The 23982-nt window shown below is 71.8% G+C and carries 23 protein-coding genes; 12 read left to right on the top strand and 11 right to left on the bottom strand.

The features are described 5' to 3' along the window. Positions 1-14: 14 nt before the first annotated feature. Positions 15-1136 (top strand): PepSY domain-containing protein, encoded by a 1122-nt coding sequence (locus FHT38_RS01980; protein WP_183489391.1) that lies wholly within the window; start codon positions 15-17, stop codon positions 1134-1136. Positions 1137-1330: 194 nt separating this feature from the next. Further along, positions 1331-2413 carry a hypothetical protein gene (locus tag FHT38_RS01975; RefSeq protein WP_183489389.1) on the top strand — a complete coding sequence of 361 codons (1083 nt, stop codon included), beginning with the start codon at positions 1331-1333 and terminating at the stop codon, positions 2411-2413. Here the strand turns inward: FHT38_RS01975 and FHT38_RS01970 are convergent. Continuing rightward, positions 2365-3348, bottom strand: a complete 984-nt coding sequence (locus FHT38_RS01970; protein WP_183489386.1) for a LysR substrate-binding domain-containing protein — start codon at positions 3346-3348, stop codon at positions 2365-2367. The two genes, FHT38_RS01975 and FHT38_RS01970, sit on opposite strands and share 49 nt — an antisense overlap. A gap of 18 nt (positions 3349-3366) precedes the next feature. Next, positions 3367-3555, bottom strand: a complete 189-nt coding sequence (locus FHT38_RS01965; RefSeq protein ID WP_183489383.1) for a hypothetical protein — start codon at positions 3553-3555, stop codon at positions 3367-3369. Between FHT38_RS01965 and FHT38_RS01960 the strand changes: the two genes are divergently transcribed. From FHT38_RS01960 to FHT38_RS01940, 5 genes are all read left to right on the top strand, one after another. Then, positions 3542-4540 carry a tripartite tricarboxylate transporter substrate binding protein gene (locus FHT38_RS01960; RefSeq protein ID WP_254783174.1) on the top strand — a complete coding sequence of 333 codons (999 nt, stop codon included), beginning with the start codon at positions 3542-3544 and terminating at the stop codon, positions 4538-4540. The two genes, FHT38_RS01965 and FHT38_RS01960, sit on opposite strands and share 14 nt — an antisense overlap. Positions 4541-4590: 50 nt before the next feature. Beyond that, positions 4591-6111, top strand: a complete 1521-nt coding sequence (locus tag FHT38_RS01955; protein ID WP_183492361.1) for a UxaA family hydrolase — start codon at positions 4591-4593, stop codon at positions 6109-6111. A 92-nt stretch (positions 6112-6203) separates the two neighbouring features. Next, positions 6204-7655 carry an NAD-dependent succinate-semialdehyde dehydrogenase gene (locus FHT38_RS01950; RefSeq protein ID WP_183489380.1) on the top strand — a complete coding sequence of 484 codons (1452 nt, stop codon included), beginning with the start codon at positions 6204-6206 and terminating at the stop codon, positions 7653-7655. Positions 7656-7660: 5 nt separating this feature from the next. Beyond that, positions 7661-8461: a 4-hydroxy-2-oxoheptanedioate aldolase gene (gene hpaI / locus FHT38_RS01945; protein ID WP_091724916.1), complete on the top strand. Its 801-nt coding sequence runs from the start codon at positions 7661-7663 to the stop codon at positions 8459-8461. A gap of 105 nt (positions 8462-8566) precedes the next feature. After that, positions 8567-9631: a tartrate dehydrogenase gene (locus tag FHT38_RS01940; RefSeq protein WP_183484942.1), complete on the top strand. Its 1065-nt coding sequence runs from the start codon at positions 8567-8569 to the stop codon at positions 9629-9631. 8 nt (positions 9632-9639) lie between these two features. Here the strand turns inward: FHT38_RS01940 and corA are convergent, their stop codons facing one another. The 6 genes from corA to FHT38_RS01910 all read right to left on the bottom strand — a co-directional run bounded on the left by corA (position 9640) and on the right by FHT38_RS01910 (position 16652). After that, positions 9640-10608: a magnesium/cobalt transporter CorA gene (corA, locus tag FHT38_RS01935; protein ID WP_147240510.1), complete on the bottom strand. Its 969-nt coding sequence runs from the start codon at positions 10606-10608 to the stop codon at positions 9640-9642. 115 nt (positions 10609-10723) lie between these two features. After that, entirely contained in the window at positions 10724-11881 is a 1158-nt protein-coding gene (locus FHT38_RS01930; protein ID WP_183489377.1) for a Fic family protein, read from the bottom strand. A gap of 69 nt (positions 11882-11950) precedes the next feature. Continuing rightward, entirely contained in the window at positions 11951-12637 is a 687-nt protein-coding gene (locus FHT38_RS01925; protein ID WP_183489374.1) for an ABC transporter ATP-binding protein, read from the bottom strand. Further along, complete coding sequence (locus tag FHT38_RS01920; RefSeq protein WP_404935720.1) at positions 12634-14316, bottom strand: ABC transporter permease; 1683 nt, start codon at positions 14314-14316, stop codon at positions 12634-12636. Before FHT38_RS01920 ends, FHT38_RS01925 begins: the two co-directional genes overlap by 4 nt. Before the next feature lie 13 nt (positions 14317-14329). Next, complete coding sequence (locus FHT38_RS01915; RefSeq protein WP_183489369.1) at positions 14330-15412, bottom strand: extracellular solute-binding protein; 1083 nt, start codon at positions 15410-15412, stop codon at positions 14330-14332. Positions 15413-15623: 211 nt separating this feature from the next. Continuing rightward, entirely contained in the window at positions 15624-16652 is a 1029-nt protein-coding gene (locus FHT38_RS01910; protein WP_183489366.1) for a LysR family transcriptional regulator, read from the bottom strand. 156 nt (positions 16653-16808) lie between these two features. Here FHT38_RS01910 and FHT38_RS01905 point away from each other — a divergent pair, with 156 nt between their 5' ends. From FHT38_RS01905 to FHT38_RS01895, 3 genes are all read left to right on the top strand, one after another. Beyond that, on the top strand, positions 16809-17063 hold the full coding sequence (locus FHT38_RS01905) for a hypothetical protein (RefSeq protein ID WP_091720983.1): 255 nt from the start codon (positions 16809-16811) through the stop codon (positions 17061-17063). Positions 17064-17270: 207 nt separating this feature from the next. After that, on the top strand, positions 17271-18260 hold the full coding sequence (locus tag FHT38_RS01900; protein ID WP_183489363.1) for a Fic family protein: 990 nt from the start codon (positions 17271-17273) through the stop codon (positions 18258-18260). A gap of 7 nt (positions 18261-18267) precedes the next feature. Next, positions 18268-19113 (top strand): phosphatase PAP2 family protein, encoded by an 846-nt coding sequence (locus FHT38_RS01895; protein WP_183489360.1) that lies wholly within the window; start codon positions 18268-18270, stop codon positions 19111-19113. Here FHT38_RS01895 and FHT38_RS01890 read toward each other — a convergent pair. The 3 genes from FHT38_RS01890 to FHT38_RS01880 all read right to left on the bottom strand — a co-directional run bounded on the left by FHT38_RS01890 (position 19083) and on the right by FHT38_RS01880 (position 21912). Continuing rightward, positions 19083-19874, bottom strand: a complete 792-nt coding sequence (locus FHT38_RS01890) for a metallophosphoesterase (protein WP_183489356.1) — start codon at positions 19872-19874, stop codon at positions 19083-19085. The two genes, FHT38_RS01895 and FHT38_RS01890, sit on opposite strands and share 31 nt — an antisense overlap. Then, positions 19871-20863, bottom strand: a complete 993-nt coding sequence (locus tag FHT38_RS01885) for a diacylglycerol kinase family protein (protein WP_183489353.1) — start codon at positions 20861-20863, stop codon at positions 19871-19873. Before FHT38_RS01885 ends, FHT38_RS01890 begins: the two co-directional genes overlap by 4 nt. 86 nt (positions 20864-20949) lie before the next feature. Next, entirely contained in the window at positions 20950-21912 is a 963-nt protein-coding gene (locus FHT38_RS01880; RefSeq protein WP_183484916.1) for a LysR family transcriptional regulator, read from the bottom strand. An 84-nt stretch (positions 21913-21996) separates the two neighbouring features. Here FHT38_RS01880 and FHT38_RS01875 point away from each other — a divergent pair, with 84 nt between their 5' ends. Together FHT38_RS01875 and FHT38_RS01870 are read left to right on the top strand one after the other, a co-directional pair. After that, on the top strand, positions 21997-22743 hold the full coding sequence (locus tag FHT38_RS01875) for a sulfite exporter TauE/SafE family protein (RefSeq protein ID WP_183489350.1): 747 nt from the start codon (positions 21997-21999) through the stop codon (positions 22741-22743). A 154-nt stretch (positions 22744-22897) separates the two neighbouring features. After that, on the top strand, positions 22898-23920 hold the full coding sequence (locus FHT38_RS01870) for a LacI family DNA-binding transcriptional regulator (RefSeq protein ID WP_091720842.1): 1023 nt from the start codon (positions 22898-22900) through the stop codon (positions 23918-23920). Positions 23921-23982 lie beyond the last annotated feature (62 nt).

Genomic DNA, 23982 nt, shown 5'->3' with positions numbered 1-23982 from the left:
GGAGCGAGCACGCCATGGCGCTGATGACCGCCCGCCGCGTCTGGATCTGGCTGCACCGCTGGACCGGGCTGACGCTCGGCCTGCTGCTCACCGCGGCGGCGCTGCTGGGCGCGCTGATGACGGTGCTGCGCCCGCTGGACGAGGCGATGCATCCCGAGCTCTTCCGCGCGCCGGTGGCCGCCGCCACGGCGTCCGGCTCCGCGCCCGTCGGGCCCGTCACGCAGGCGTCGGCCACGCCGCTGGAAACCCTGCGCCGTCGCGTCGCCGATGAATTCGGCCCGAAGTCGACGATGACGATCCGGCCGCCGCGCGAGCCCGGCGAATCGCTGCGCGTGATGGTGCGCGGCCCGGCCTGGGAAGGCACGCTCTACCTGGACCCGGTCACCGTGGCCGAGCTCGGCCGTCGCGGCGAGGCCGAGGGACTCGCGAACCTGGTGTTCGAACTGCACAGCGCGCTGCTGCTGGGGGACACCGGCAAGGCGGTGCTCGCGTTCACCGCGCTGGCCTACCTTGCGCTGCTGGTCACCGGGCTGGTCCTGTGGTGGCCGACGACGGCGGCGCAGTGGCGCCACGCCTTCGGGCTCAAGCTCGACAAGGGCACCACCCGCGGCCTCTTCGACCTGCACCGCTTCGGCGGCGCGGTGCTGGGCCTGCTGCTCGCGGTGACCGTGGCCAGCGGCGCGTGGATGGCCTGGCGGCCGATCGGCGGCTGGCTCAATGCGCTGGTCGGCGAGACGGCGCCCAAGCCGCCCCAGGTCGGCAAGGACCACGGCGAGCGCCGCCCGCTCGACGCCATCGTGGCCGCGGCGCAGGCGGCCTGGCCGGACGGCCGGGTCGGCTTCGTCCAGCTCGGCGCCGCGGACACGCGCCCGGTGCGCATCCGCTTCAAGCTGCCCGGCGACCCGCATCCCAACGGGCTGTCCTCGGTCTGGGCCCATCCGGTCGACGGCCATGTGCTGGCGCGCCAGCGCTGGGATGAGCTCGATCTCGCGGGCCGCTCCACCGCGTGGATCTATCCGCTGCACGCGGGCGAGTTGTTCGGCGTGGCGCACCGGTCGATCACCGGCGTGCTCGGGCTCGTGCTTTTCGGCATGGGGGTCACCGGGACCTGGCTGTGGTGGCGCCGGCGGCGCTGAGCGCTTCCGACTGAACGGGACGGCCGACGCCCCGACGGCAGCTTTTTCCGATGGTGCGGCGCCTGGGCAAGACCCGCCCCCGCGTCGCCCGACAGGCGTCCCCCACGATGGCGACGGGCGTCCCCTGCCCCAGGAATCCCACCTGCCCACCAGCGCTCGCGACACCGCTTCTCCACCCCGGTGCGCCTGACCTGATGCCGCTGTACCACCTGCCGCCCTCCCCCGTCCCGCCCTCGCTGGTGGGGCTCCCCGATCTTCCGGCCGGCTCCAGGGAGCCCGCCGACTCCTCCTCCCCCCCCGCGCCGCCACCGGCCGCAGCCCCCGACGCCCGCGGCCTGCGGGCCTTGGAGCGGCGCTGGGCGCAGTCGGTGGCGGCGCACGCGCTCTGGTCGCGCCAGGCGCCGATCGTGCCGCTGCTGCTGGACTGGCTGCGCGACGCCGAGCCCATCGCGCGCGCGCTCGGCCCGGCGATGTGGCGGCACTTCGCACAGCATCTGTTGCAGCACGCCAGCAGCCGCGACCTGCGCGCGATGGGGCTGGACGAGCGCGTCGAGTCCCGCGTCTGGAGCTCCTGGCCCGAATGGCGCAGCGCCGGCTTCCGCATCGCCGACGCGCCGGGGCGCCTGCACCGCGCCGTCGTCTGGTGGGAGGACGGCCGCCTGCCCGAGTTCCCGCGGGACGGCGCCGTCTTCGAAGCGCCCTATGGCGCCGCGCTGTGGCTGGACGGCCGCCTGCTGCCCTACCCGCAGGAGCTGACCTTCGGCTGCTCGATCGCGGGCTCCGGGGAATGGCTGGACGACCGCTACTTCGTGCTGGACGTCGACGGCCCGCCGGAGCATCCCGACTATGTCGAGGAACTGGCCAACGGCCGTGGGTCGGTGCTGAGCCTGCTGGTGGTGGACGCCCGCCATCGCAGCTGCCACCTGCTGAACCCGCGCGCCCACGAGCCCTGGCTGCGCCCGAGGATCACCGTGCAGGCCGACGGCCGCTGGCGCATCGACCCCGGCATCGATGCGGGCGCCGGCGACCCGCGTTATGACGAGGATGCCGACCGGCCGGTCGTGGCCTCCCGGCTGATGCTGCCCTCGGACCTGCCGCCGGCCTCGATCGAAGCGGAGATCCCGGACGACGAGGCCGAGCCACGCTCGCTCGCGCCGGCCTGGCGCCATGTCGTCGACAGCTGGAACGCGGACCGCGACCGCCTGGTCGCGCTGCTCGGCGAGATGAACTACGAGCTGGCCCTGGACAGCTTCCGCGACGCCGCCCTGGGCGGCTGAGCCTCCGCGACCTCCCGGCAGCAGGCCATGAATTGCTCGGCCGCCGGCGTCGCGCGCCGGTTGCGCAGCGTCAGCAGGCCCACCGGCGGCAGCTCGATCGGCACGTCGATGGGCAGCGCCTTCGCCAGCCCCTCGCGCGCCAGGTAACGCGCCACGTTGTCGGCGACGAAGGCGGCCGCGCCGCGCTGGCGCAGGAAGGTCAGCGTCACCAGGAAGGACGCGCTCTCGATGATGTCGCTCGGCGGATCCAGCCGCTGTGCGTAGAACAGCTGGTTCAGCTTGATCCGCGACGAGGCCCATGGCGGCGGCATCACCCACGGCATCCGCGCGAGCTCGGCCCAGGGCGGCTCGCGCCGCCTGCGGCCGCCGACCAGCGGATGGTCGGGCCTCACGACGATGCGCATCGCTTCCTCCATCAGCGGCTCGGTCGCCAGGTCCGGCGCCGCGTAGCCGGGCTCCAGCCGCGCGACGATCACGTCCAGCTCGCCCACCCGCAGGCGCGGCAGCAGCCGCGTCAGGTCGCCCTCCTCCAGGTGCACCGTCGTCAGCGACGAGTGGCGCTTGAGCCGCTCCACCGCGCCAGCCACCAGGCCCGGCATCGCCACCACCATCGCGCCGACGCTGACACGTCCCGCCGCGCCGCTGGCCACGGCGGCGATCTCGTCGCGGGTGCGGGCGTAGTCCGACAGCACCGAACGCGCGAAGCGCACCACCGCCTCGCCGAACGGCGTCGGCTCGGTGCCGCGCGTGGAGCGGGTGAACAGCGCCAGGCCGAACATGCGCTCGACCTCCGCCAGCGACTTCGACACCGCCGGCTGCGTCTGCGACAGGAACTCCGCCGCGCGGCCCAGGTGACGGAACTGGTCGAGCGCGACCAGCATCTGCAGGTGGCGCAGCTTCAGGTTGGAACGCAGGACGCGGTCGATCTGGCTCATGGGCGCGCATCTTAGGCTTCATGCCGTTTCCGGCATGAAGCCTGTCCAGTTCTTCAATTGAGCCGCATGGACCGGATGCCCACAATGCGACGCAAAGAGCCCACGTGACACGGCGCGAAACGGCGCAAAACGACGCGACAGGGCCCCGCCTTCGATGCCGAGCCAGACCTCGATCCCGAGCCAGGAGACAACGATGACCTTCCGCATGGACCGCCGCCGCGTCCTGCTTGCCGGCGCCGCCGGCCTCGGCGCCAGCGCCCTGTCGCTGCCGCGCGTCGCGCGCGCCGCTGCCTACCCTTCCGAACGCGCCATCACCTTCATCTGCCCCTGGCCCGCCGGCGGCACCGCCGACGTGACGATGCGCGCGCTGTGCCAGGCCGCGGCCAAGGTGCTGGGACAGACCGTCATCATCGAGAACCGCGCCGGCGCGTCCGGCATGCTCGGCACCAAGGTGCTGTCCACGGCCAAACCCGACGGCTACACGATCGGCCAGGTGCCGATCTCGGTGACCCGCTTCGCGCAGCTGCGCACGGTGCAGCTGGATCCGCTCAAGGACCTGACCTACCTCGCCCGCGTCAACGGCCAGACCTTCGGCCTGGCGGTGCGCGCCGACTCGCCGTGGAAGACGCTGGCCGAGTTCGTCGCCGCCGCGAAGGCCAAGCCCGGCCTGATCAGCTACGGCAGCGCCGGCATCGGCGGCGCCACCCATGTCGGCATGGAGGAGTTCAACCTGCTCGCCGGCATCCAGCTCAACCACATCCCCTACAAGGGCGGCGCGCCGGCGCTGCAGGACCTGCTCGGCGGCCAGGTGGACGCGGTGGCGGACTCCAGCTCGTGGGCGCCGCACGTCAAGTCCGGCAAGCTGCGCCTGCTCGTGACCTGGGGCGAGACCCGCACCAAGGACTTCCCGGCCGTCCCGACGCTGAAGGAATCCGGCTACGACCTGGTCGTCGACGCGCCCAACGGCATCGGCGCGCCCAAGGGCATGGACCCGGCGATCGTCGCCCGGCTGCGCGACGCCTTCCGCAAAGCGACCGCCGACCCCGAGTTCATCGCCGTCTGCGATCGCATCGATGCGCCGGTGATGTACCTGGACCAACCCGACTACGAGAAGTACATCCAGGCCACCTACCGCAAGGACACGCAGTTGATCGAGCGGCTGAAGCTGCGCGAGCTGCTGGCCAAGGGCTGAGCGTGAGCGACGCCTTCATCGCCCCCGCCTACGGTGCGGCCGCGCTCGCGATGGCCTCGCCGCTGCTGCGCCTGCATGCCGACGACAACGTGCTGATCGCCCGCCAGGCGCTGGCGCTGGGCCAGGTGCTGCCGGAATTCGGCCTGCGCCTGAAAGCGCAGGTGCCGGCCGGCCACAAGATCGCCGCGCGCCGCATCGCCGCGGGCGAGCCGATCCGCAAGTACAACGCGGTGATCGGCGTGGCCGCGCGCGACATCGAGGCTGGCGACTACGTCCACGCGCACAACATCGCGCTGGTCGAGTTCCACCGCGATCCCGCCTTCGGCGCGGACGTGAAACCGGTCGACTACCTGCCCGAGGCGGAACGCGCGACCTTCCTGGGCATCGTGCGGGCCGACGGCCGCGTCGCGACGCGCAACTTCATCGGCATCCTCGCGTCGGTCAACTGCTCGTCGACGGCGATCAATCGCATCGCGGAGCACTTCACGCCGGAGCGGCTGAAGGACTATCCCAACGTCGATGGCGTCGTCGCCTTCGCGCAGACCACCGGCTGCGGCATGTCCTCGCCCAGTCCCCACTTCGACCTGCTGCGTCGCACGATCGCCGGCTACGTGCGCCACCCCAACCTCGGCGGCGCGCTGATCGTCGGCCTGGGCTGCGAGCGCAATCAGGTCGCCGGCCTGATGGAGTCGCAGCATCTGGTGGCCGGCGAGACGCTGCGCACGCTGGTGATGCAGGAGACCGGCGGCACGCGCGCCACGATCGAGGCCGGCATCCGCGCCGTCGAGGCGATGCTGCCGATCGCCAATCGCGTTGAGCGCCAGCCGGTCAGCGCCGCGCATCTGAAGATCGGGCTGGAATGCGGCGGCTCGGACGGTTTCTCCGGCATCGGCGCGAATCCGGCGCTGGGCGCGGCCATGGACCTGCTGGTGCGCCACGGCGGCACTGCGATCCTGTCGGAGACACCGGAGATCCACGGCGTCGAATACATGCTCACCCGCCGCGCGGTCAGCCCCGAGGTCGGCCAGAAGCTGCTGGACCGGCTGGCCTGGTGGGAGGACTACACCCGCGGCCACAACGGGCAGTTCAATGGCGTCGTCGGCCCCGGCAACCAGGCCGGCGGGCTGGCCAACATCTTCGAGAAGTCGCTGGGCTCCGCGATGAAGGGCGGCACCACGCCGCTGCGGCAGGTCTACGACTACGCGGAGCCGATCGACGAGCACGGCTTCGTGTTCATGGACTCGCCGGGCTACGACCCCGTCGCGGTCACCGGCCAGATCGCCAGCGGCGCCAACCTGATCTGCTTCACCACCGGCCGCGGCTCGATGTTCGGCTCCAAACCGGCGCCGACGATCAAACTGGCCAGCAACACGCCGATGTTCACGCGCCTCGAGGAGGACATGGACATCAACTGCGGCCAGGTCATCGACGGCACCTTGAGCATCGAGGAGATGGGCCGGCAGATCTTCGAGCACATCCTGCGCGCCGCCTCCGGCGAGCCGACCAAGAGCGAGCTGCTGGGCCTGGGCGACCACGAGTTCGTGCCCTGGCACCTGGGCATCGTCAGTTGATGACCGGCCCGCCCGCTTCCCGCGCCATCGCGACCGCCGCCCACGCCGCGGCGCCGGCCGCGTCCTGACTTCGCTTCCCTCCAGGTCCCTTCATGCAGACGCAGAACCACATTGCCGGTCGCTGGTGCGACGCGGCCGCCGGCGACCGTTTCCCGGTCGTCGATCCCGCCGACGACGGCCGCATCGCCGAGGTGCCCGACAGCCGCGCCGAGGACGCGCGCGCCGCGGTCGATGCCGCGCACGCCGCCTTCGCCGGCTGGCGCGCGGTGCCGGCCAAGCAGCGCGCCGCCTTGCTCAAGCGCTGGAACGACCTCCTCCTGCGCGACCAGGAGCGCCTGGGCGCGCTGATCTCGCAGGAGCAAGGCAAGCCGCTGGCCGAAGGTCGCGCCGAGGTCGCCTACGCGGCAAGCTACGTCGAGTGGTTCGCCGAGGAGGCCACGCGCGCCAACGGCGAGGTCATTCCCGCGCCGGTGGCGGGTCGCCGGATGCTGGCGCTGCGTGAGCCGGTCGGCGTCGTCGCCGCGATCACGCCATGGAATTTCCCGGCCGCGATGATCGCCCGCAAGATCGCGCCGGCGCTGGCCGCCGGCTGCACCGTCGTGGCCAAGCCGGCCGAGGACACGCCGCTGACCTCGCTGGCACTGGTCGAGCTGGCCGTCGAGGCCGGCCTGCCGCCGGGCGTGCTCAACATCGTCTGCGCGTCGCGCGAGCGCACGCCGGAGGTCGTCGACGTCTGGCTCGCCGACGATCGCGTGCGCAAGATCACCTTCACCGGCTCGACGCCGGTGGGCAAGCACCTGGCGCGCGAATCAGCCGCCACGCTGAAGAAGCTGTCGCTGGAACTCGGCGGCAATGCGCCCTTCATCGTCTTCGACGATGCCGATGTCGACGCGGCCGTCGAGGGCTTGATGGCGGCCAAGTTCCGCAACGGCGGCCAGACCTGCGTGTGCCCCAACCGTGTGTTCGCGCAGGCGGGCATCCATGATCGGTTCGTCGAGCGGCTCGCGGCGCGGGTGAGCGCGCTGCGGGTCGGGCCGGCCAGCCGTGCCGACTCGCAGATCGGTCCGATGATCAACGCCCGCGCGGTCGAGAAGATCGAGCGCCACGTGCGGGACGCGCTGGCGCGCGGCGCGACCGCGGTCGCCGGCGGCCGCCGCCTGCGCGATGAGGTCGCCGCCGGCCCGAACTACTTCGCGCCCACCGTGCTCACCGGCGCGACGACCGACATGCTGCTGTGGCAGGAGGAGACCTTCGGGCCGGTGGTGCCGGTGTTCCGATTCGAGCGCGAGGACGAAGTCGTCGCCGCCGCCAACGACACGCCCTTCGGCCTGGCCGCCTACTTCTATACGCGCGACATCGCGCGCGCCTGGCGCGTCGCCGACGCGCTGGAGAGCGGCATCGTCGGCCTGAACGAAGGCGCGATCGCCGCCGAGGCGGCGCCCTTTGGCGGCGTCAAGGAATCCGGCTACGGGCGCGAGGGCTCCACGCACGGGCTCGACGACTACCTGCACATCAAGTACGTTTGCCAGGGAGGCCTGTCATGAGCGCCATGCATTTCGCCAACACCTTCAAGCAGGCCCTGGCCGCGCGCCGGCCGCAGATCGGCCTGTGGCTGTCGATGGCGCAGGCCTACAGCGCCGAGGTCTGCGCGACGGCCGGATTCCAGTGGCTGCTGATCGACGGCGAGCACGCACCCAATGAGCTGACCAGCACGCTGCAGCAGCTGCAGGCGGTGGCGCCGTATCCGTCGCATCCGGTGGTGCGCGCGGTCAATGCGGACAAGGACGGCATCAAGAAGCTGCTGGACATCGGCGTGCAGACGCTGCTGGTGCCGATGATCGACACCGCCGAGCAGGCGGCCGCGGTGGTGGCCGCGACGCGTTATCCGCCGCACGGCGTGCGCGGCGTCGGAGCGGCGGTGGCGCGCGCGTCGCGCTGGGGCCTGCGTCGGCACTACCTCGACGAGGCCGACGGCGAGACCTGCGTGCTGGTGCAGGCGGAAACGGTCACCGCGCTGCGCAACCTCGCATCGATCTGCGCGGTGGACGGCGTCGACGGCGTGTTCATCGGGCCGGCGGACCTGGCGGCCTCAATGGGTCATCGCGGCAACCCGACGCATCCGGAGGTGCAGGCGGCCATCGACGCGGCGGTGCGCACCATCGTCGCCAGCGGCAAGGCGGCCGGCACGCTGACCGGTGATGCGGCGCTGGCGCGGCACTACCTGTCGCTGGGCGCGAGCTTCGTCGCGGTGGGCATCGACGTCACGCTGCTCGCACAGGCCACGCGGCGCCTTGCGGCAGACTTCGAGCTCTCGCCGCCGCAACCGGCGCCGACCGGCTCGCCGTACTGATCGCGACGGCGGATCGCCCGCGCTGATCGGTCGCCCCCTTCGGCGGCCCGGCGCACGCGGTCCGCCCTTCCGACCTCCGTTGATTTCAAGACCGAAAGCACGACCATGAGCAAGACGTACAGGATCGCCGTCATTCCCGGCGACGGCATCGGCAAGGAAGTGATGCCCGAGGGCCTGCGCGTGCTGGAAGCCGCCGCCCGGCGCTTCGGCATCCGCTTCGAGTTCACCCCCATCGAGTGGGCCAGCTGCGACTACTACCAGCAGACCGGCCAGATGATGCCGGACGACTGGAAGGCGCAGTTGCAAGGCCAGGATGCGATCTTCTTCGGCGCGGTGGGCTGGCCGGCGACCGTGCCGGACCATGTGTCGCTGTGGGGCTCGCTGCTGAAGTTCCGCCGTGAGTTCGACCAGTACATCAACCTGCGGCCGGTGCGGCTCTTCGAGGGCGTGCCCTGCCCGCTGGCCCATCGCAAGCCGGGCGAGATCGATTACCTCGTCGTGCGCGAGAACACCGAGGGCGAGTACACCAACCTCGGCGGCGTGATGTACGCCGGCACCGACCGCGAGATCGTGATCCAGGAGTCGGTCTATTCGCGCTTCGGCGCGGACCGGGTGCTGAAGTACGCGTTCGAGCTGGCGCAGGCGCGTGCGCGCAAGCACCTGACGGTGGCGACCAAGAGCAATGGGATCGCGATCTCGATGCCGTGGTGGGACGGGCGCGCGGACGCGGTCGGCGCGGGTTATCCGTCGGTGACGGTGGACAAGCAGCACATCGACATCCTGTCGGCGCGTTTCGTGCTGCAGCCGGGGCGCTTCGACGTGGTGGTGGCATCCAACCTGTTCGGCGACATCCTGTCGGACCTCGGGCCCGCGACCACCGGCACGATCGGCCTGGCGCCGTCGGCCAACCTGAATCCGGAGCGGAACTTCCCCTCGCTGTTCGAGCCGGTGCATGGCTCGGCGCCGGACATCTACGGCAGGAACATCGCCAATCCGGTGGCGATGATCTGGTCGGGCGCGCTGATGCTGCAGTTCCTGGGCGAGCAGCAGGCGCACGACGCGATCCTCGCGGCGATCGAGCAGACGCTGGCGTCGGGGCCGCGCACGCGCGATCTCGGCGGCGAGGCCAGCACGACCGAGATGGGACAGGCGATCGCGGCGCTCGTCTGACTGCTGGCCTACAGCCACCCCGCCTTGCGGAACCGCCAGAACAGGACGCCGCAGGTTGCGGCGATGACGCCGAGCGCCGCCGGATAACCCCAGCGCCACTTGAGCTCCGGCATGACCTCGAAGTTCATGCCCCAGATGCCGGCGAAGGCGGTTGCCGCCGCGAAGATGCCGGCCCAGGCCGCGAGGCGCTTGGTGACCTCGGACTCCTCGATCGTGGCCATCGACAGATGGACCTGGATCGCCGTCGTCGCGGTATCGCGCAGCGAGTCCAGCGCGGACTGCATGCGCTCGAGGTGGTCGTAGACATCGCGGAAGTACTCGCGCGTGTCCTCGCAGATCGGCGGCACCCGGCCGCGCACCAGCTTGCCCACCGCGTCCAGCAGCGGCGACACCGCATGCTTGACGGTGGTGATGCGCTGCTTGAGCTCATACACGCGGCGGATGTTCTCGCGGGTGACGCCCGGCTCGAAGATCTGGGCCTCGATCGCGTCGAGCTCCGCCTCCAGCGCCTCGATGACGGGGAAGTAGCGGTCCACCACCGCGTCCATGATCGCGTACATCACGAAGCCGGGCCCGCGCTTGAGCATGTGCGGCTCCTTCTCCGCGCGGGCCCGCACGCCCAGCAGGCTCTGCGCGACGCGGTTGCGGATCGACAGCACGAAGTTGCTGCCGGCGAAGATGGACACCTCGCCGGTGCAGAGCTCGTCGGTCGGCGTGAACTGCACCGTCTGCATGACGGCGAACAGGGTGTCGCCGTACTCCTCGACCTTGGGCCGCTGCTGCCCGTGCAACGCGTCCTCGACGGCGAGCTCGTGCAGGTCGAACTCCTCCTTCATCGCGAGGACCTCCTCGGTGGAGGCGTCGCGCAACGCGACCCAGACGAAGCAGTCGGGCAGCTTCACGTAGTCGCTGATCTCTTCGGGCTGGATATCGGCCAGCCGGCGGCCGTCGCGGTAGGCGACACAGTTGATGAGCATGGGGCGTCTCACTCGTTCTTGCTTGCGGCGAGCGTAGCCCGGATGGCATCAAGGCGGCATCAAGAGAAACCGAGGGGCGGCGCGCGGGATCGCGAAAGCACGACCGCTCGACCGCTCATGGGGCTTCGCGGTTCAGCAGGTCGAGGTAGGCGGTGTAGACGTAGATCGGCTCGCCAGCCGTGCCGAAGACGGTGCGCAGCAGGCCCAGGCCGGTCAGCACCCGCGCGCCCCGATCGATCGCGGCCGCGTCCTGGCCGTTGAAGGCGGTGATGTCGACCCGGCGTGCCACGGGCCGGCTGAACAGCGCGTGATGCAAGCGCAGCGCGTCCTCGTCGGCCCGCGCCTCGCGGCGGATCCGCGCCCCGTCCACGGTGAAGAGCCGCGTGATCGCCAGGGTCATCTCCACCGCCTGCATCGCCGCCACCTGCACCGCGGTCGCGAAGAAGGACAGCCAGGACTCCCAGTCCCCATGCTCGCGCACCGCCTGGAGCAGGTCGTAGTAGTCGTTCCTGCACGACTTGAAGTAGAGCGACAGGTAGAGCAAGGGCTCGCGCAGCACGCCTTCGCTCACCAGGATCAGCGGGATCAGCAGCCGGCCCAGCCGGCCGTTGCCGTCCAGGTAGGGATGGATGGTCTCGAACTGCAGGTGGGCCATCGCGGCCTTGACCAGCGAGGGATGCCGCTCCGGCTGGTCGTTGATGAACTTCTCCAGGTCGGACAGGCAGCGCTCGAGCCGATGGGGCGGCGGCGGCACGAAGGAGGCGGACGCCGCGGACGCACCGCCGATCCAGTTCTGCGTGCGCCGCAGTTCTCCGGGCGCCTTGCCACGCCCCCGGCCCTGGGTCATCAGCCGCCGGTGCATGTCGTTCATCAGGCGCGTGCACAGCGGCATCCCCTGCCGCATGCGGTCCCGGCCATGCTCCAGCGCCGCGACGTAGCAGGACACCTCCCGCACGTCGTCCAGCGGCGAGCCGGGCGCGCCGTCCGCCTCATAGATCAACAGGTCGGCGAGGGACGACTGCGTGCCCTCGATGCGGGAGGACATCACCGCCTCCTTGCGCACGTAGCTGTAGAGCAGCACCGAGGTCTCCGGCATCAGCAGCGAGAGTCCATCCAGTCGCCCCAGGGCCAGATGGGCGGCGTTGAGCCGCTCCTGCAACTCGGCGTCGAGGCTCAGCGCGGGCCGCGGCGGCAAGGGCAGCGGCACGAAGGCCTGGCATGTGTCGCCGCCCGCGATCGAGTATTCATAGGTGCCGGTGAGTCCGCGTCGCATCGGGTGCTCCGTGATGAGGGAACCCGTGATGCTGCGCGACCGCGCGATTTCCGCAATCGCAGCTTTGCGCTATTGGACCGCCGCCGCGCGGGTCGGCCGCCATTCGACCAGGCGCCCGCCGTCCATCACGCCGATCCAGTCGCCGATCGTCTCGGCCTCGTCGGGGTCATGGGTGACCATCAACGCGGTCTGGCCGGCGGCGCGCAGGATGTCGCGCACCTCGCCGGCCAGGCGGTCGCGGGTGGTCGCGTCCAGGCTGGAGAAGGGCTCGTCGAGCAGCAGCAGCCGCGGCGACGGCGCCAGCGCCCGGGCCAGCGCGATCCGCTGCTGCTGGCCGCCGGACAGCTCATGCGGCATGCGCGCGCCCAGCGACTCCAGGCCCACCATCGCCAGCAGTTCGCGCACGCGCTGGTCACGCTCGGCGCGCGGCCGGCGCCGCAGGCCGAATCCCACGTTCGCCGCCGCGTCCAGGTGCGGAAACAGCGCGATCTCCTGAAAGAGCAGGCCGACGCCGCGCCGCTCGGGCTCGACGTGCCGGCCCGGGCCGGACAAGACCTGCCCCGCCAACACGATGCGGCCCGCTTCCAGCGGCTCGAAGCCGGCGATCGCGCGCAGCGCCGTGCTCTTGCCGCAGCCCGACGGACCCAGCAGGCAGGCGATGGTCCCCAGCGGCTGGACCAGCGACAGGCCGCGCAGGACCGGCGCGGCGGCGCCGGGATACCGGACCTGGAGGTCCTCGAGGGCCAGGGTGCTCATGTCGCCTCCTTCATCGGCATGAATGCGGGGGACGCGTCGTCCGCGGGTGACGCGGGCGCGGGCTCGCGGCTCAGCAGCAGCACCGCCGGCAGCCCCACCGCCACGATCAGCAGCGCCGCGAGCGCGCCGTGCTCGTAGCTGCCGCGCGCGGCCTCGGCGTATAGCAGCGTCGGCAGCGTCTCGAAGTTGGCCGGCCGCAGCAGCAGCGAGGCCGGCAGTTCCTTCATCACGTCGATGAACACCAGCAGCGCGCTGGCGGACAGCGCCGGCCTGAGCAGCGGCAGGTGGACGCGTCGCAGCGTGCCCCAGGGCGATTCGCCCAGGCTGCGCGCGACCTGCTCCAGCGGCGCCGGCAGCCGCGCCAGCCCCGCCTCGACGCCACCGATGGGTAGCGCCAGGAAACGCAGCACGCAGGCCAGGACCAGCACCGCGCCCAGGCCCATCAGCGGCAGGCCGGGCCAGCCCAGCGCGCCGGCGATCCAGCCGTCCACCGCCAGCGCCGGCGGCAGCAGCCCGATCGCCAGCACCGTGCCCGGGATGCCGTAGCCCAGCGCCGCACTGCCCAGCCACCAGGCGCGACGACGCCCCGCCCCGCCGGTCGGACGCGAGGCCCAGGCGACGATCAATCCGGTCGCCACCGCGATCGCGGTCACGCCGAGCGCCAGGCCCGCCGAGTGCTTCGCGCCCGCCAGCACCTGGGCGGACAGGCCGTGCCCTTCGGCGGCGCGCTGCCAGGCCAGCACCGCCAGATGGCCGGCCGGCAGCACGAAGCCGATCAGCACGGGCAACGCCGCCGCCGCCGTCGCGAGTCCCGCCCGCAGGCCGCGCAGCCGGCGCCGCTGCGCGGGCCGCATCGCGTGGACCGTGCCGGCGCGACGCCGCCGCCGGCCCTGGCGTTCCAGCCAGACCAGCAGGGCCACCATCGCCAGCATCGCGCAGGCGATCTGCGCCGCCGCGCCCAGGTCCGAGCGCGTGATCCAGGTCGTGTAGACCGTGGTGGTCAGCGTGGTCACGCCGAGGAACTCCGACGCGCCCACGTCGTTCAGCACCTCCAGCAGCACCAGCCCGACGCCGACCGCCAGCGCCGGCCGCGCCATCGGCAGCGCGACGCGCCGGAACGCGCCCCACGGCCCCTCGCCGAGCAGGCGCGCCACCTCCATCAGCCGGGCGGGCTGGGTCGCGAACATGGCGCGCATGATCAGGTAGACGTAGGGATAGAGGACGGCGGACAACACCAGCACCGCGCCCGTCATCGAGCGCGCATCGGGCAGGCGGAACTGGCGCGGCGACTCGACGCCCAGCAGCGCGCGCACTGCGCTCTGGAAGGGGCCGATCGGATGCAGCAGGTCGACATAGCTGTAGGCCGCGATGTAGGTCGGCACCGTCAGCGGCAACAGCAGCGCCCATTGCAGGACGGCGCGGCCAGGGAAGTCAGTGCGCGTCACCAGCCAGGCGCTGCCGGTGCCCACGAGCGCCGTCAGCAGCCCCACCCCGGCCAGCAGGGTCGCCGTCTGCGCCGCCGCGAGCGGCAGCACATGCGCGACCAGGTGCCCCCAGTGCGCGGTCCCGGCGCCCAGCGCCGTCCAGGCGAGCGCGGCCAGCGGCGCCAGCACCGCCAGCGCGATCGCGGTGGCCGTCGCGTGCCAGAGCGGACCGACCGCGCGCGGCCGGCCGAGCACCGTCCTCACGCCGTCACTGGTCGAAGGCGACCTTGTCGATCAGCAGGCTGGCCTGCTTGCGATGACGGGCGATCTCGGTGAGCGGCAGGGTGTCCGCCTTGACCGGGCCGATCGCCGACTGGATCAGCGGATCCAGCGCGACGCCGGCACGCACCGGGTATTCGTAGTTGGTCTGCGCGTAGAGCTGCTGCGCCGGCTCGGACACCAGGAAGGCCAGCAGCGCCCGCGCGGCCGCCGGGTTGGGCGCATGCCTGGCGACTGCGGCGCCGCTGATGTTCACGTGCGTGCCGGCCCCCTTGGCGGCGAAGGTCGGCTTCAGCACCTGGATGCCGTCGCCCCACTTGCGGGCGTCGCTGCCCGGCTTGGACGACTTCATCTGGCCCACGTAATAGGAGTTGGCCAGGCCCACGTCGCAGATGCCGCCCAGGATGTCGCGCGCCACGTCGCGGTCGCCGCCGGTCGGCTTGCGGCCGAGGTTGGCCTTCAGGCCGCGCAGCCACTGCTCGGTCCGGGCCTCGCCGTCGTGCGCGATCATCGCCGCCACCAGCGCGGTGTTGTAGGGATGCTGGCCGGAGCGCGTGCAGACCTTGCCCTTCCACTTCGGGTCGGCCAGGTCCTCGTAGCGGATCGGGCCGGCCTTGAGCGCCTGGTCGGCATACAGCACGCGGGCGCGCATCGACAGCGCGGTCCATTGCCCGTCCGCGCCGCGCAGGTGGGCGGGCACCGCGGCCTCGACCTCGGCCGACTTCAGCGGCTGGGTCACGCCGCCTTCGACGAGGTCGACCAGGTTGCCCACGTCCACCGTCATCAGCAGGTCGGCCGGCGAGCGCGCGCCCTCGGCCTTGACCCGTTCCAGCAGGCCGTCCTTCACGAACACGGTGTTGACCTGGGTGCCGGTGCGGGCGGTGAAGGCCGACAGCAGCGGCTGGACCAGCGCGACCTCGCGCGTCGTGTAGAGCGTCAGCTCGCCACCGGGTCGGGCCTCGGCTTGCGCGCCCGCCGGCACCATCACCGTCGCGAGGGCCAAGCCGGTCAGCGCCGCGGCGGTCGCGGTCGGGCGGAGGGCGGGTCGGAAGGAGGTCGTCAGTGAGCGCATCGTGGGTCTCTTTCGCTGGTATCCCGGAGGACGGTGGAACCGGAGCCTGTCGATGAGAATTACTCTCATCTGAGGAGTGGCGCACTTTAGGCGCCACCCTCCGTCCCGGCAAGGAGACAAATTCTGGGACGGACGCAGGAATTGACGTATCCCGTACGGCGGAGGTAGGCGCCCGCCGACGGGGCCCCGCAGCGCGGGCAGGGCCCGTCGCTCAGGCCGGCTCGGCGGGCTCCGCGGGCTCGGGCGGTGATGGGGCCGTCTGCGGCAGCGCCCGCGCGCCGGCGGCGATCACGTCCGAGATCTCGCCGATCACCTGCCGCAGCCAGCGCTGGGCGGGATCGGGCTCGGCGCGCACGTGCCAGACCTGGCTGATGTCGATGCCGCGCAGCGCGAACGGCAGGTGCCGGCAGGCGAGCTGTCCCGCGAAGCCCGTCGCGGGCACGAAGCTGTCGGGCAGCACCGTGATCAGGTCGGACTGCTGCACCGCCATCGTGCCGGTGAAGAAGCTGTTGACCGTCATCGCCACCGTGCGCTTGCGGCCGATCATCGCCAGGGCGTCGTCGACGAAGCCGTGCGCCCGGCCCGCGAAGCTCACTCGCAGGTGCTGCGCCGCGCAGTAGGCGTCCAGCGTAAGCGCGCCCGGCGCGGCCAGCGGATGGTCGGCGCGCATGACGCAGACATAACGGCTCGCGTAGAGCGCCTCGCGGCGGAAGGCGGCGCTGTCATCCTCGACCAGCAGCTGCTCGGTCAGGTCCGGGAAGAAACCGATCGCGAGGTCGGCCCAGCCCTGCTCCAGCAGCTCGCGCGGGTCGCGCGTGGTCAGCGGCACGACGCGCAGGCCGACATGGATGCCTTCGTCCAGGAAACGCCGCGCCAGCTGCGGCACCACCAGGGCGGCGGTGGCGTCGGCCATCGCCAGCGTGAAGCTGACGGTGTTGCCGGCGGCGCGCGGATCGAAGACCTGCGGCTCCAGCGCCTGCTGCAGGCTGGAGAGCGCGCGCCGCACCACCGGCCACAGCGCCTGGGCATGCGGCGTGGGCTCGACGCCGGTGGAGGACGGGATGAACAGCTCCTCATGCGTCGCCTCGCGCAGCCGGCGCAGCGCGTTGCTGACCGCCGGCTGGGTGATGGCCAGCCGGTGCGCGGCGCGGGTGACATGACGCTCTTCCATCACCACGTCGAAGACGCGTAGCAGGTTCAGGTCCAGCGTCCGGAAGTTGACGGGGCGGGGGGTGCTCATGCGCCGGATGCTAATTCCGTCACGGGTCATTTCCGGCCGTGATGACCCGATTCCGAAGCGCAATTGGCGTGCCCTACGTAAAAACCGCAATATCTCGGCCATGGCGCAAGGCCACCCGCCCAGCGCCCCCAACACCACCTCAAGAAGGGAACCGCCATGATCACCACCACGCTGAATGTCCAAGTGATGGCTGCCGACGCAGCCCGCGTCCGTGCCGCGAGCGCGGCCGGCGAGCGCCTGGTGAGCCTGGCCCTGCGCGCCGGCCATGCGGTCGTCGAGTTCGTCAACGCCGCCGCCGAGCTGCGTCCCCGCGACGCGGTGCTGCAGGCCGCCGCCGAGCAGTCGGCCGAGCGCCCGGACCTGGCCTTCTCGCTGCGCCGCGTCGCCCGCAACGGCTGGATGATGTATTGACCGAGTCTCCTCCGGACGCCTGACCCGCGTCCGCTCCTGCAAGGATTGAGCCGGACCGCAAGGTCCGGCTTTTTTCTTTGCGCCGGCCGCCGAGTCCGGATCGGTCAAATCCTTCGTTGCTTCCGCGCCTGCGGACCGGGTTTTGGCCGGAAGGCCATCGACGGCCTCTCAACATCGCTGCCTCGTTCCTGTCGAAGGAGGCCAGCCATGCCAGTCGAAAATCTCCACGCCCGAAAGCCGGGAGCCGCTTGCGGCGCGTACCCGCCCGCCATCCTGGCGCCTCAGGTCCTGCGCGAGCCGGACGCCAGCTATCTCGCCCCCCGGCCCCGACCGCCCGCCTGGTCCGAGCCGTCCCGGCAGATGTTCGACTTCATGGAGATCCCGGTCGACTACCGCGATGCCGTGTCCTACCGGCGAGCGTTCCTCGATGCCTACGAGCCCAACGTCGATTCGCTGCTGCCGCCAAGCCTCGCCGACTCGCTGTACCGCACCGCGCACTGGGAGAACGGTCCCCATCATTTCGAAGGCGCGGTGACGATGCTGACCGAGTTCATGACGGAGTTCTGCTGGTCCTCCTCGCGGCTGGAGGGCTGCCCCTTCACGCTGGCAGAGACCGACGCCCTGCTGCGGCTCAGCCACGCGCTCCAGACCGACGCGGCCGGGCGAAGCGAGGCCTCCCGCATCGTCGTGAATCACAAGCATGCGCTCGAGTTCCTGGCCTATCACGGCTACACCCGCAAGGCGAGCCCTGCCTTGCTGCTGCAGCTGCAAGGCTTGCTGATGGCGGATTTGCTGCCGCCCTCCCGATGCGGTCGGATTCGGGACATCGCCGTGAGCGTCACGGGCACCTCCTACAAGCCCAACGACATTCCCGCCTTGCTGGAGGAAATGTTCCAGCAGATCGCCACCAAGGCCGCGGCCATCCGCAACCCGGTCGAAGCCGCCTTCTTCCTGTGGATCCACATCGCCTACCTGCAGGCCTTCGCCGACGGCAACAAGCGCACCGGCCGGGTCGCCGCCAACCTCCCGCTGCTCAGCGGGCACTGCGCGCCGCTGAGCTTCGCCGGTGCGGAGAAGCGCGACTACGTGGTGGCCATGCTGGGCGTCTACGAGCGCAACGACGTGTCGGTCGCCGTCGACCTCTTCGAATGGCTGTATCGGCGTTCGATGCAGCGGTACGTCTGGATGCTGGGATGATCGGCCCATGCCCGATCCGACCGTTCTCCAGGCCGTGCGCTTCGCCGGCGCCCACGCGCTGGCGATCTACGCCGCGCTCCTGCTGCTGGTGATGCTCACCGCGGGACTCGTCGCCCGCGGCCTGCTGCCCCTGCGCGGCCCGTCCGCCGCGGCGCCCGAGCCGCTCTCGCCCGTCGCCCTGCTGCTGCGCTTCGCGGCGGGTTTCGCCTGCCTGGTCGGCGGCGCGATGCTCTTCGCCACGATCGCGGAGGAGCTCCACACCGAGCCGACGCTCGGCCAGCTCGACGAGGCCTTCATCGTCGCGATGATCGACCACGTGCCCGAGCTCGCGCTGCGCGCCTTCTACCTGATCACCGTCGTGGGCAACCGGGAGACGCTGATCACGCTGGGCGTGGTGGTCACCGCGGCCCTGCTGGTCCTGCGCCGCCGCGGGCTGGCCCTGGGCTGGGCGCTGGCGATGCTGGGCAACGGCGCCCTCAACCCGACGCTGAAGCAGGTCTTCGAGCGCGCCCGCCCCATCCATCCGACCCACTGGCTCACCGAGGACGGCTTCAGCTTCCCCAGCGGGCACAGCTCGGGTGCGGTGATCGCCATGGGCATGCTCGCCTACCTGGCGGTGCGGCTGCTGCCGCGGCGCTGGCATGTGCCGGCCTGGATCGCGGCCGCGGGGCTGGCCTTCTCGATCGGCGCGAGCCGCGTCTTCCTGCGCGTGCACTTCCCCAGCGACGTCCTCGCCGGCTTCGCCTCCGGCACGGCCTGGCTGACGGTCTCGATCGCCAGCATCGAGCTCGCCCGCTGGGCCAAGCGCCGGCGCAGAGCGCCTCAGGTCAGCGGCGTCGAGCTCACCCGCTGAAAGAGGCCCACGGTCTCGTCGACATCCCAGCGCTCGACAACCGCCGCCTGCCCCTGCTCGGTCCGGATCAGGTTCACCGAATTCGGGATGCCGCCCCGCACCCGCGTGCTCAGCGCGGTGCCGGCCTGGACCGCCCAGACCGGCCGCGGCAGGTCCGTTCGGCGCTCGTGCAGCGGCAGCACGTAGGGCAGGTGGATGTGGCCGCCGACGATCGCGTCCACGCCCGCCTCCGCCCACCGCCGGGCGGCCTTCGCATGACCGCGCAGCAGGTTGGCCAGGTCCGATGCGCGCGTCACCGCCACCGGCTGGTGGACCGCCACCAGCTTCACCTGACCGGCGCGCGCCGCGGCCAGCCGCTGCGCGGTGCGCTCGATCTGGCGCTCGGACAGCTCTCCGTTCTTGTGCCGGTAGCGCCGCGTGGTGTTGAGCGCGATCAGCAGCAGATCGTCGGTCTCGAACTCGTCGTCACGGACCGGCCCGAAGGCGCGTTCATACCGCTGGTAGGGATGCAGCAGCCGCGTGGACAGCGCGTAGAGCGGGATGTCGTGGTTGCCGGGAATGACCAGCCGCGCCGGAATGCCGAGCTTGTCGACGAAGGCCCGGGCGCGCGAGAACTCGATCGGCCGCGCCCGCTGGGTGATGTCGCCGGTGATCAGCAGCACATCGGGCCGCAGCTCGCCGCACAGCCGCTCCAGCGCCGCCAGCGCCATCGGCCGCTCGGTGCCGAAGTGCGGGTCGGACATCTGCAGCACCAGCGTCATCGCCCGGACTCCGCCTCGGCGAGGCTGGCCTGCGCCTGACGGCGTTCCTCCGCCAAGCCGGGTGGACGGATCAGCATCAGCCGATGGGGCGAGACCTCGAAATGCAGCGGCAGCCGCATCCAGAGGACTTCCCCGTCCGTGGCGACCTTCACCCGCCGTGCGCCGATGCGGCGGTCCCGCACCGTGAGCCGGCGGAAGGCGAAGTTGACGATCTGGTCCGCCTCGGCCAGGCGCCCCATGGCGCCGCGCACCAGCAGCTTCAGCAGTCCCCAGCGGCCCACCGGCTTGAGCATCACGCCGGCCAGCGCGCCCTGGTCGATGGCCTGCGCCTCGGGCAGGCCGACCTGCTCCATCTGCAGCGCGTTGTTGCCGACGAAAACCGTCGGTGTGCGGACCTTGCGCGGCGCGCCCTGCGACTCGATCGTCAGCCCGAGGCTGCGATGACCGCGCAGGATGGTCGCGAGCACCGCGCCGATGGCGATGGCGCGGCTGCGGCCGAACTGCCGCTTCCAGACCTCCCGGTCTTCGAGCGACTGCGAGTACAGCCCCAGGCTCGCGTTGACGAGGAAGACCCGGTCGTTGAGCAGGCCGACCTGGACCGGCACCGCGCGCTCCTCCAGCAGCACCCGCAGCGCGGCGTCCAGCTCGGCGGGAATGCCGTGGGTGCGGGCGAAGTAGTTGAAGGTGCCCCGCGGCAGCACGCCGAAGGCGCAGCCGCTGCCGAGCACCGCCTGGGCGACGCAGTTGATGGTCCCGTCGCCGCCCGCGGCCACGACGACGCCGCCAGCCTCGCTCGCTCGCCGCACCGCCTCGCGCGCGGTCTCGACCAGGCGGCCCGGTTCCTCGACGGGCATCAGCTCGCAGACGCGGCCCGCCGCGCGGCAGGCGGCCTCGACGGCCGGACCGAGCTCATCGCGGTCGCCTCGGCCCGAGGCGCGGTTGAACACGACGAAGAGCGGTGCGGAGCGGGGCGCGAGTGGCACGGACATGGGCGTTGGGGCGCGTGGCGGGCGGGAAAGTCGGGACGATACCCGGCTTGGCAAGCGAGGCGCCCGGCCGGCGGGCGGCGCCGGGTTCAGCGTTCGGCCGGAGGGCGACGCGAATCGCCTGCCGGGGCGATCGACAGGGCGTCGATCAGGGCCCGCACGCCCGGCAGCGACGGCGCCTGCGCCGTGTGGCACAGCAGCAGCGTGCGGCGCGCCCAGGCGTCGGCGAGCGCCACCATGCGCAAGCCGGCCGTCATCTGCCGCTTCGCCGCGCTGCGCGGCATCACGGCCACGCCCGCGCCAGCCTCGACCAGGCGCGCGATGGCCTCGAAGCTGGACACCCGCACGCGATGCTTCGGCACCCGGCCGCCGCGCGCGGCCTGCGCCTGCAGGAAGCGACTCAATCCGCTCTCGGCGCCGAGGCCGACGAAGGGCTGATCCAGCAGCTCGACGAACCGGATCGATGCCGCGCGCCGGCGCGGGCTCGCCGGCAGCAACGCGACCAGTTCGTCGTCCAGCCAGGCGTGGGCGCTCAGGCCGGCGGTGTCGACGTGGTCCGCGACCACCGCCACGTCCGCGACGCCGTCGCGCAGCGCCTGCAGCGCGGCGTCGCTGGGCATCTCCTGGAGCTCGAGGTCGATGTCGGGATGCGCGGCCAGGAAGGCCCCCAGGCGCGGCGGCAGCGCCTCGACCACCGCCGCCGTGTTGCCCAGCAGGCGCACCGTGCCGCGCAAGCCGTGCCCGAAAGCCGACATCGCGACATGCAGCGAATCGAGTTCCGCCAGCACCCGGTGGGCCTGCCGCGACAGCGCACGGCCCGCGTCGGTGGCCGCGGCGCCGGTCTTGGCGCGGTCGAGCAGCCGCACGCCGACGCGATGCTCCAGCGCCTTCAAGCGCGCGCTGGCCGCGGCGAGCGAAAGGCCCATCGCCGCCGCGCCCGCGGTGATCGACCCCTGCGCCACCACCGCCTCGAAGAGCTGCAGGTCGAAGGGATCGACGCGGTAGTCGATCGGTCGCGCGGCGGCGCGGGAGCGGGTGTTGGCGGCGGTCATCAGGGCCATCCTCTTGCAGACGCGAAGGATATCCGCCGCACATCGAGATCGACAGCGCCACGGCCGGCCCTGAAGATGCGCCGCATGCAGTCGATCTCCTTCGCGGCGCTCGCGCCCTGGCTCGGCATCGGGCTGGTCTTCGTCCTGGCCGGTGGCGTCAAGGGCATCACCGGCATGGGCCTGCCGACGGTCGCCATGAGCCTGCTCGGCCTGTGGATGGCGCCGGCCCAGGCCGCCGCGCTGCTCGTGATGCCCTCGCTGGTGACCAATGTCGCGCAGTGCCGAGGACCGGCGGGACGGGAGCTGGTCGCGACGCTCTGGCCGATGTGGACCGGCCTGGTGCTCACGACCGTCTGGAGTCCGGACCTCGCCACCCTCGCGCCGATCGACGCCCGGCTCCCGCTGGGCGCGATCCTGGTGGTCTACGGGCTGTGGGGCCTGCGGAAACCGGTGCTGCCGCGCGTCGCGCCGGGCGCGTGGTGGGTCGGCCTGGCCGCGGGACTGGCGACGGGTGTCGTCACCGCCGCCACCGCCGTCTTCGCGCTGCCGCTCGTGCCCTACCTGCAGGCGCTGCGACTGGACAAGGACACGATGATCCAGGCGCTGGGCCTGTCCTTCACCGTCGCGACGCTGGCGCTGGCCGCGCGGCTGCAGGCCTTCGACGGCGGCGCGCTGTGGTCGCTGCCCTCCTTCGTCGCGCTGGCGGCCGCCAGCGTCGGACTCGCGCTGGGCGCGGCGCTGCGCGCGCGCATCAGCGCCGCGGCCTTCCAGCGCGGGCTGTTCCTCATGTTCATCGTGCTGGGCGCGGCCAACCTGTGGCGTGGGCTGTGAGCGCGAGCTCGACGATGCCCGCGCGCTGCTGGTCACCGCCAGCGTCACGCCAGTTCGTTCATCCGCTCCGCCTGGTCGTTGAACGACGCCGCCGATCGCGCCTCACTTCCCGTCCCTTAAACTCGCCCGCGCCCACGACAACGCCATCCCGCCCATGAAGAGCTCCAAGTCCGCCCGCCCGTCATCGAAGGTGACGCTGGGCATGGTGGCCGAAGCCAGCGGGGTCTCGCCGAGCACCGTCTCGCGCATCCTCAACGGCACCGCCGTCGTCAGCCAGGAGAAGAAGGACGCCGTCGACCGCGCCATCGCGGAACTCGGCTTCGTCCCCAATCCGATCGCGCGCGTGCTGGCCGGCGGGCGCTCGCTCAGCGTCGGCGTCGTCACGCAGGCGATCGACAGCCCCTACTACGGCGTCGCGCTGCGCGGCATCGAGGAAGTGCTCGACGCCGCCGGCTTCGTGCCGCTCTTCGCCAGCGGGCATTGGAATGCCAAGGAGGAGCAGCGCTGCATCGACACGCTGCGCTCGCGCCGCGTCGACGGGATCATCGTGCTCACCGGCCGCCTCAGCGACGAGTCGCTGCGCAAGCTGGCGAAAGAGCTGCCGGTCGTCGTAACCGGCCGCAGCCTGAAGGCGCCCAGCCTGCATGCGCTGAACTTCAATGACTTCGAAGGCGCGCGATTGGCGACGCACCATCTGCTGTCGCTGGGACATCGCAAGATCGCGTTCATCGCCGGCGACCCGGTCCACCCCGACGCGCAGGAGCGCCTGAGGGGCTACCGCGCCGCGCTCGAGGCGGCGGGCGTGAAGTACAAGCCGGCGCTGGTGCTGCCCGGCCTGTTCCACGAGGACAGCGGCGTGATGGCCGCCGAGCGCCTGATCGACAGCCGCGAGCCCTTCACCGCGATCTTCGCGGCCAACGACCAGATGGCCTTCGGCGCCTCGCTGGCGTTGTACCGCCGCGGGCTGCGGGTGCCGGAGGACGTCTCCATCGTCGGCTTCGACGACCTGGCCGGCGCCGCGCACTGCATCCCGCCGCTGACGACCATCCACCAGGCCGGCCTCGAGCTGGGACGCTGCGCGGCGCAGGCGCTGCTGGAGCTGCTGGCGGACAAGACACCGACGACGCAGCTTCCGGAGCCGCGGTTGATCATTCGATCGTCCACACGGGCGGTCTGAGCGGGGCTTCGGGCTCGACCTCGCTCCGCAGGCAAGCCTGCCTCACTAGCGATAACCCTGGT

The sequence above is a fragment of the Mitsuaria sp. BK041 genome (genome assembly GCF_014193085.1).
Classification (GTDB): domain Bacteria; phylum Pseudomonadota; class Gammaproteobacteria; order Burkholderiales; family Burkholderiaceae_C; genus Roseateles.
Note: the sequence above shows the minus strand (reverse complement) of the source record. Positions and strands in the feature narration are given on the sequence as shown.

Bases quoted from the DNA above. Each gene is read 5' to 3' on its own strand.
- FHT38_RS01980 (WP_183489391.1), top strand. From the start codon at position 15: ATGGCGCTGATGACCGCCCGCCGCGTCTGGATCTGGCTGCACCGCTGG.
- FHT38_RS01975 (WP_183489389.1), top strand. From the start codon at position 1,331: ATGCCGCTGTACCACCTGCCGCCCTCCCCCGTCCCGCCCTCGCTGGTG.
- FHT38_RS01970 (WP_183489386.1), bottom strand. From the start codon at position 3,348: ATGAGCCAGATCGACCGCGTCCTGCGTTCCAACCTGAAGCTGCGCCAC.
- FHT38_RS01960 (WP_254783174.1), top strand. From the start codon at position 3,542: ATGACCTTCCGCATGGACCGCCGCCGCGTCCTGCTTGCCGGCGCCGCC.
- FHT38_RS01965 (WP_183489383.1), bottom strand. From the start codon at position 3,555: ATGCGGAAGGTCATCGTTGTCTCCTGGCTCGGGATCGAGGTCTGGCTC.
- FHT38_RS01955 (WP_183492361.1), top strand. From the start codon at position 4,591: ATGGCCTCGCCGCTGCTGCGCCTGCATGCCGACGACAACGTGCTGATC.
- FHT38_RS01950 (WP_183489380.1), top strand. From the start codon at position 6,204: ATGCAGACGCAGAACCACATTGCCGGTCGCTGGTGCGACGCGGCCGCC.
- hpaI (WP_091724916.1), top strand. From the start codon at position 7,661: ATGCATTTCGCCAACACCTTCAAGCAGGCCCTGGCCGCGCGCCGGCCG.
- FHT38_RS01940 (WP_183484942.1), top strand. From the start codon at position 8,567: ATGAGCAAGACGTACAGGATCGCCGTCATTCCCGGCGACGGCATCGGC.
- corA (WP_147240510.1), bottom strand. From the start codon at position 10,608: ATGCTCATCAACTGTGTCGCCTACCGCGACGGCCGCCGGCTGGCCGAT.
- FHT38_RS01930 (WP_183489377.1), bottom strand. From the start codon at position 11,881: ATGCGACGCGGACTCACCGGCACCTATGAATACTCGATCGCGGGCGGC.
- FHT38_RS01925 (WP_183489374.1), bottom strand. From the start codon at position 12,637: ATGAGCACCCTGGCCCTCGAGGACCTCCAGGTCCGGTATCCCGGCGCC.
- FHT38_RS01915 (WP_183489369.1), bottom strand. From the start codon at position 15,412: ATGCGCTCACTGACGACCTCCTTCCGACCCGCCCTCCGCCCGACCGCG.
- FHT38_RS01910 (WP_183489366.1), bottom strand. From the start codon at position 16,652: ATGAGCACCCCCCGCCCCGTCAACTTCCGGACGCTGGACCTGAACCTG.
- FHT38_RS01905 (WP_091720983.1), top strand. From the start codon at position 16,809: ATGATCACCACCACGCTGAATGTCCAAGTGATGGCTGCCGACGCAGCC.
- FHT38_RS01900 (WP_183489363.1), top strand. From the start codon at position 17,271: ATGCCAGTCGAAAATCTCCACGCCCGAAAGCCGGGAGCCGCTTGCGGC.
- FHT38_RS01895 (WP_183489360.1), top strand. From the start codon at position 18,268: ATGCCCGATCCGACCGTTCTCCAGGCCGTGCGCTTCGCCGGCGCCCAC.
- FHT38_RS01890 (WP_183489356.1), bottom strand. From the start codon at position 19,874: ATGACGCTGGTGCTGCAGATGTCCGACCCGCACTTCGGCACCGAGCGG.
- FHT38_RS01885 (WP_183489353.1), bottom strand. From the start codon at position 20,863: ATGTCCGTGCCACTCGCGCCCCGCTCCGCACCGCTCTTCGTCGTGTTC.
- FHT38_RS01880 (WP_183484916.1), bottom strand. From the start codon at position 21,912: ATGACCGCCGCCAACACCCGCTCCCGCGCCGCCGCGCGACCGATCGAC.
- FHT38_RS01875 (WP_183489350.1), top strand. From the start codon at position 21,997: ATGCAGTCGATCTCCTTCGCGGCGCTCGCGCCCTGGCTCGGCATCGGG.
- FHT38_RS01870 (WP_091720842.1), top strand. From the start codon at position 22,898: ATGAAGAGCTCCAAGTCCGCCCGCCCGTCATCGAAGGTGACGCTGGGC.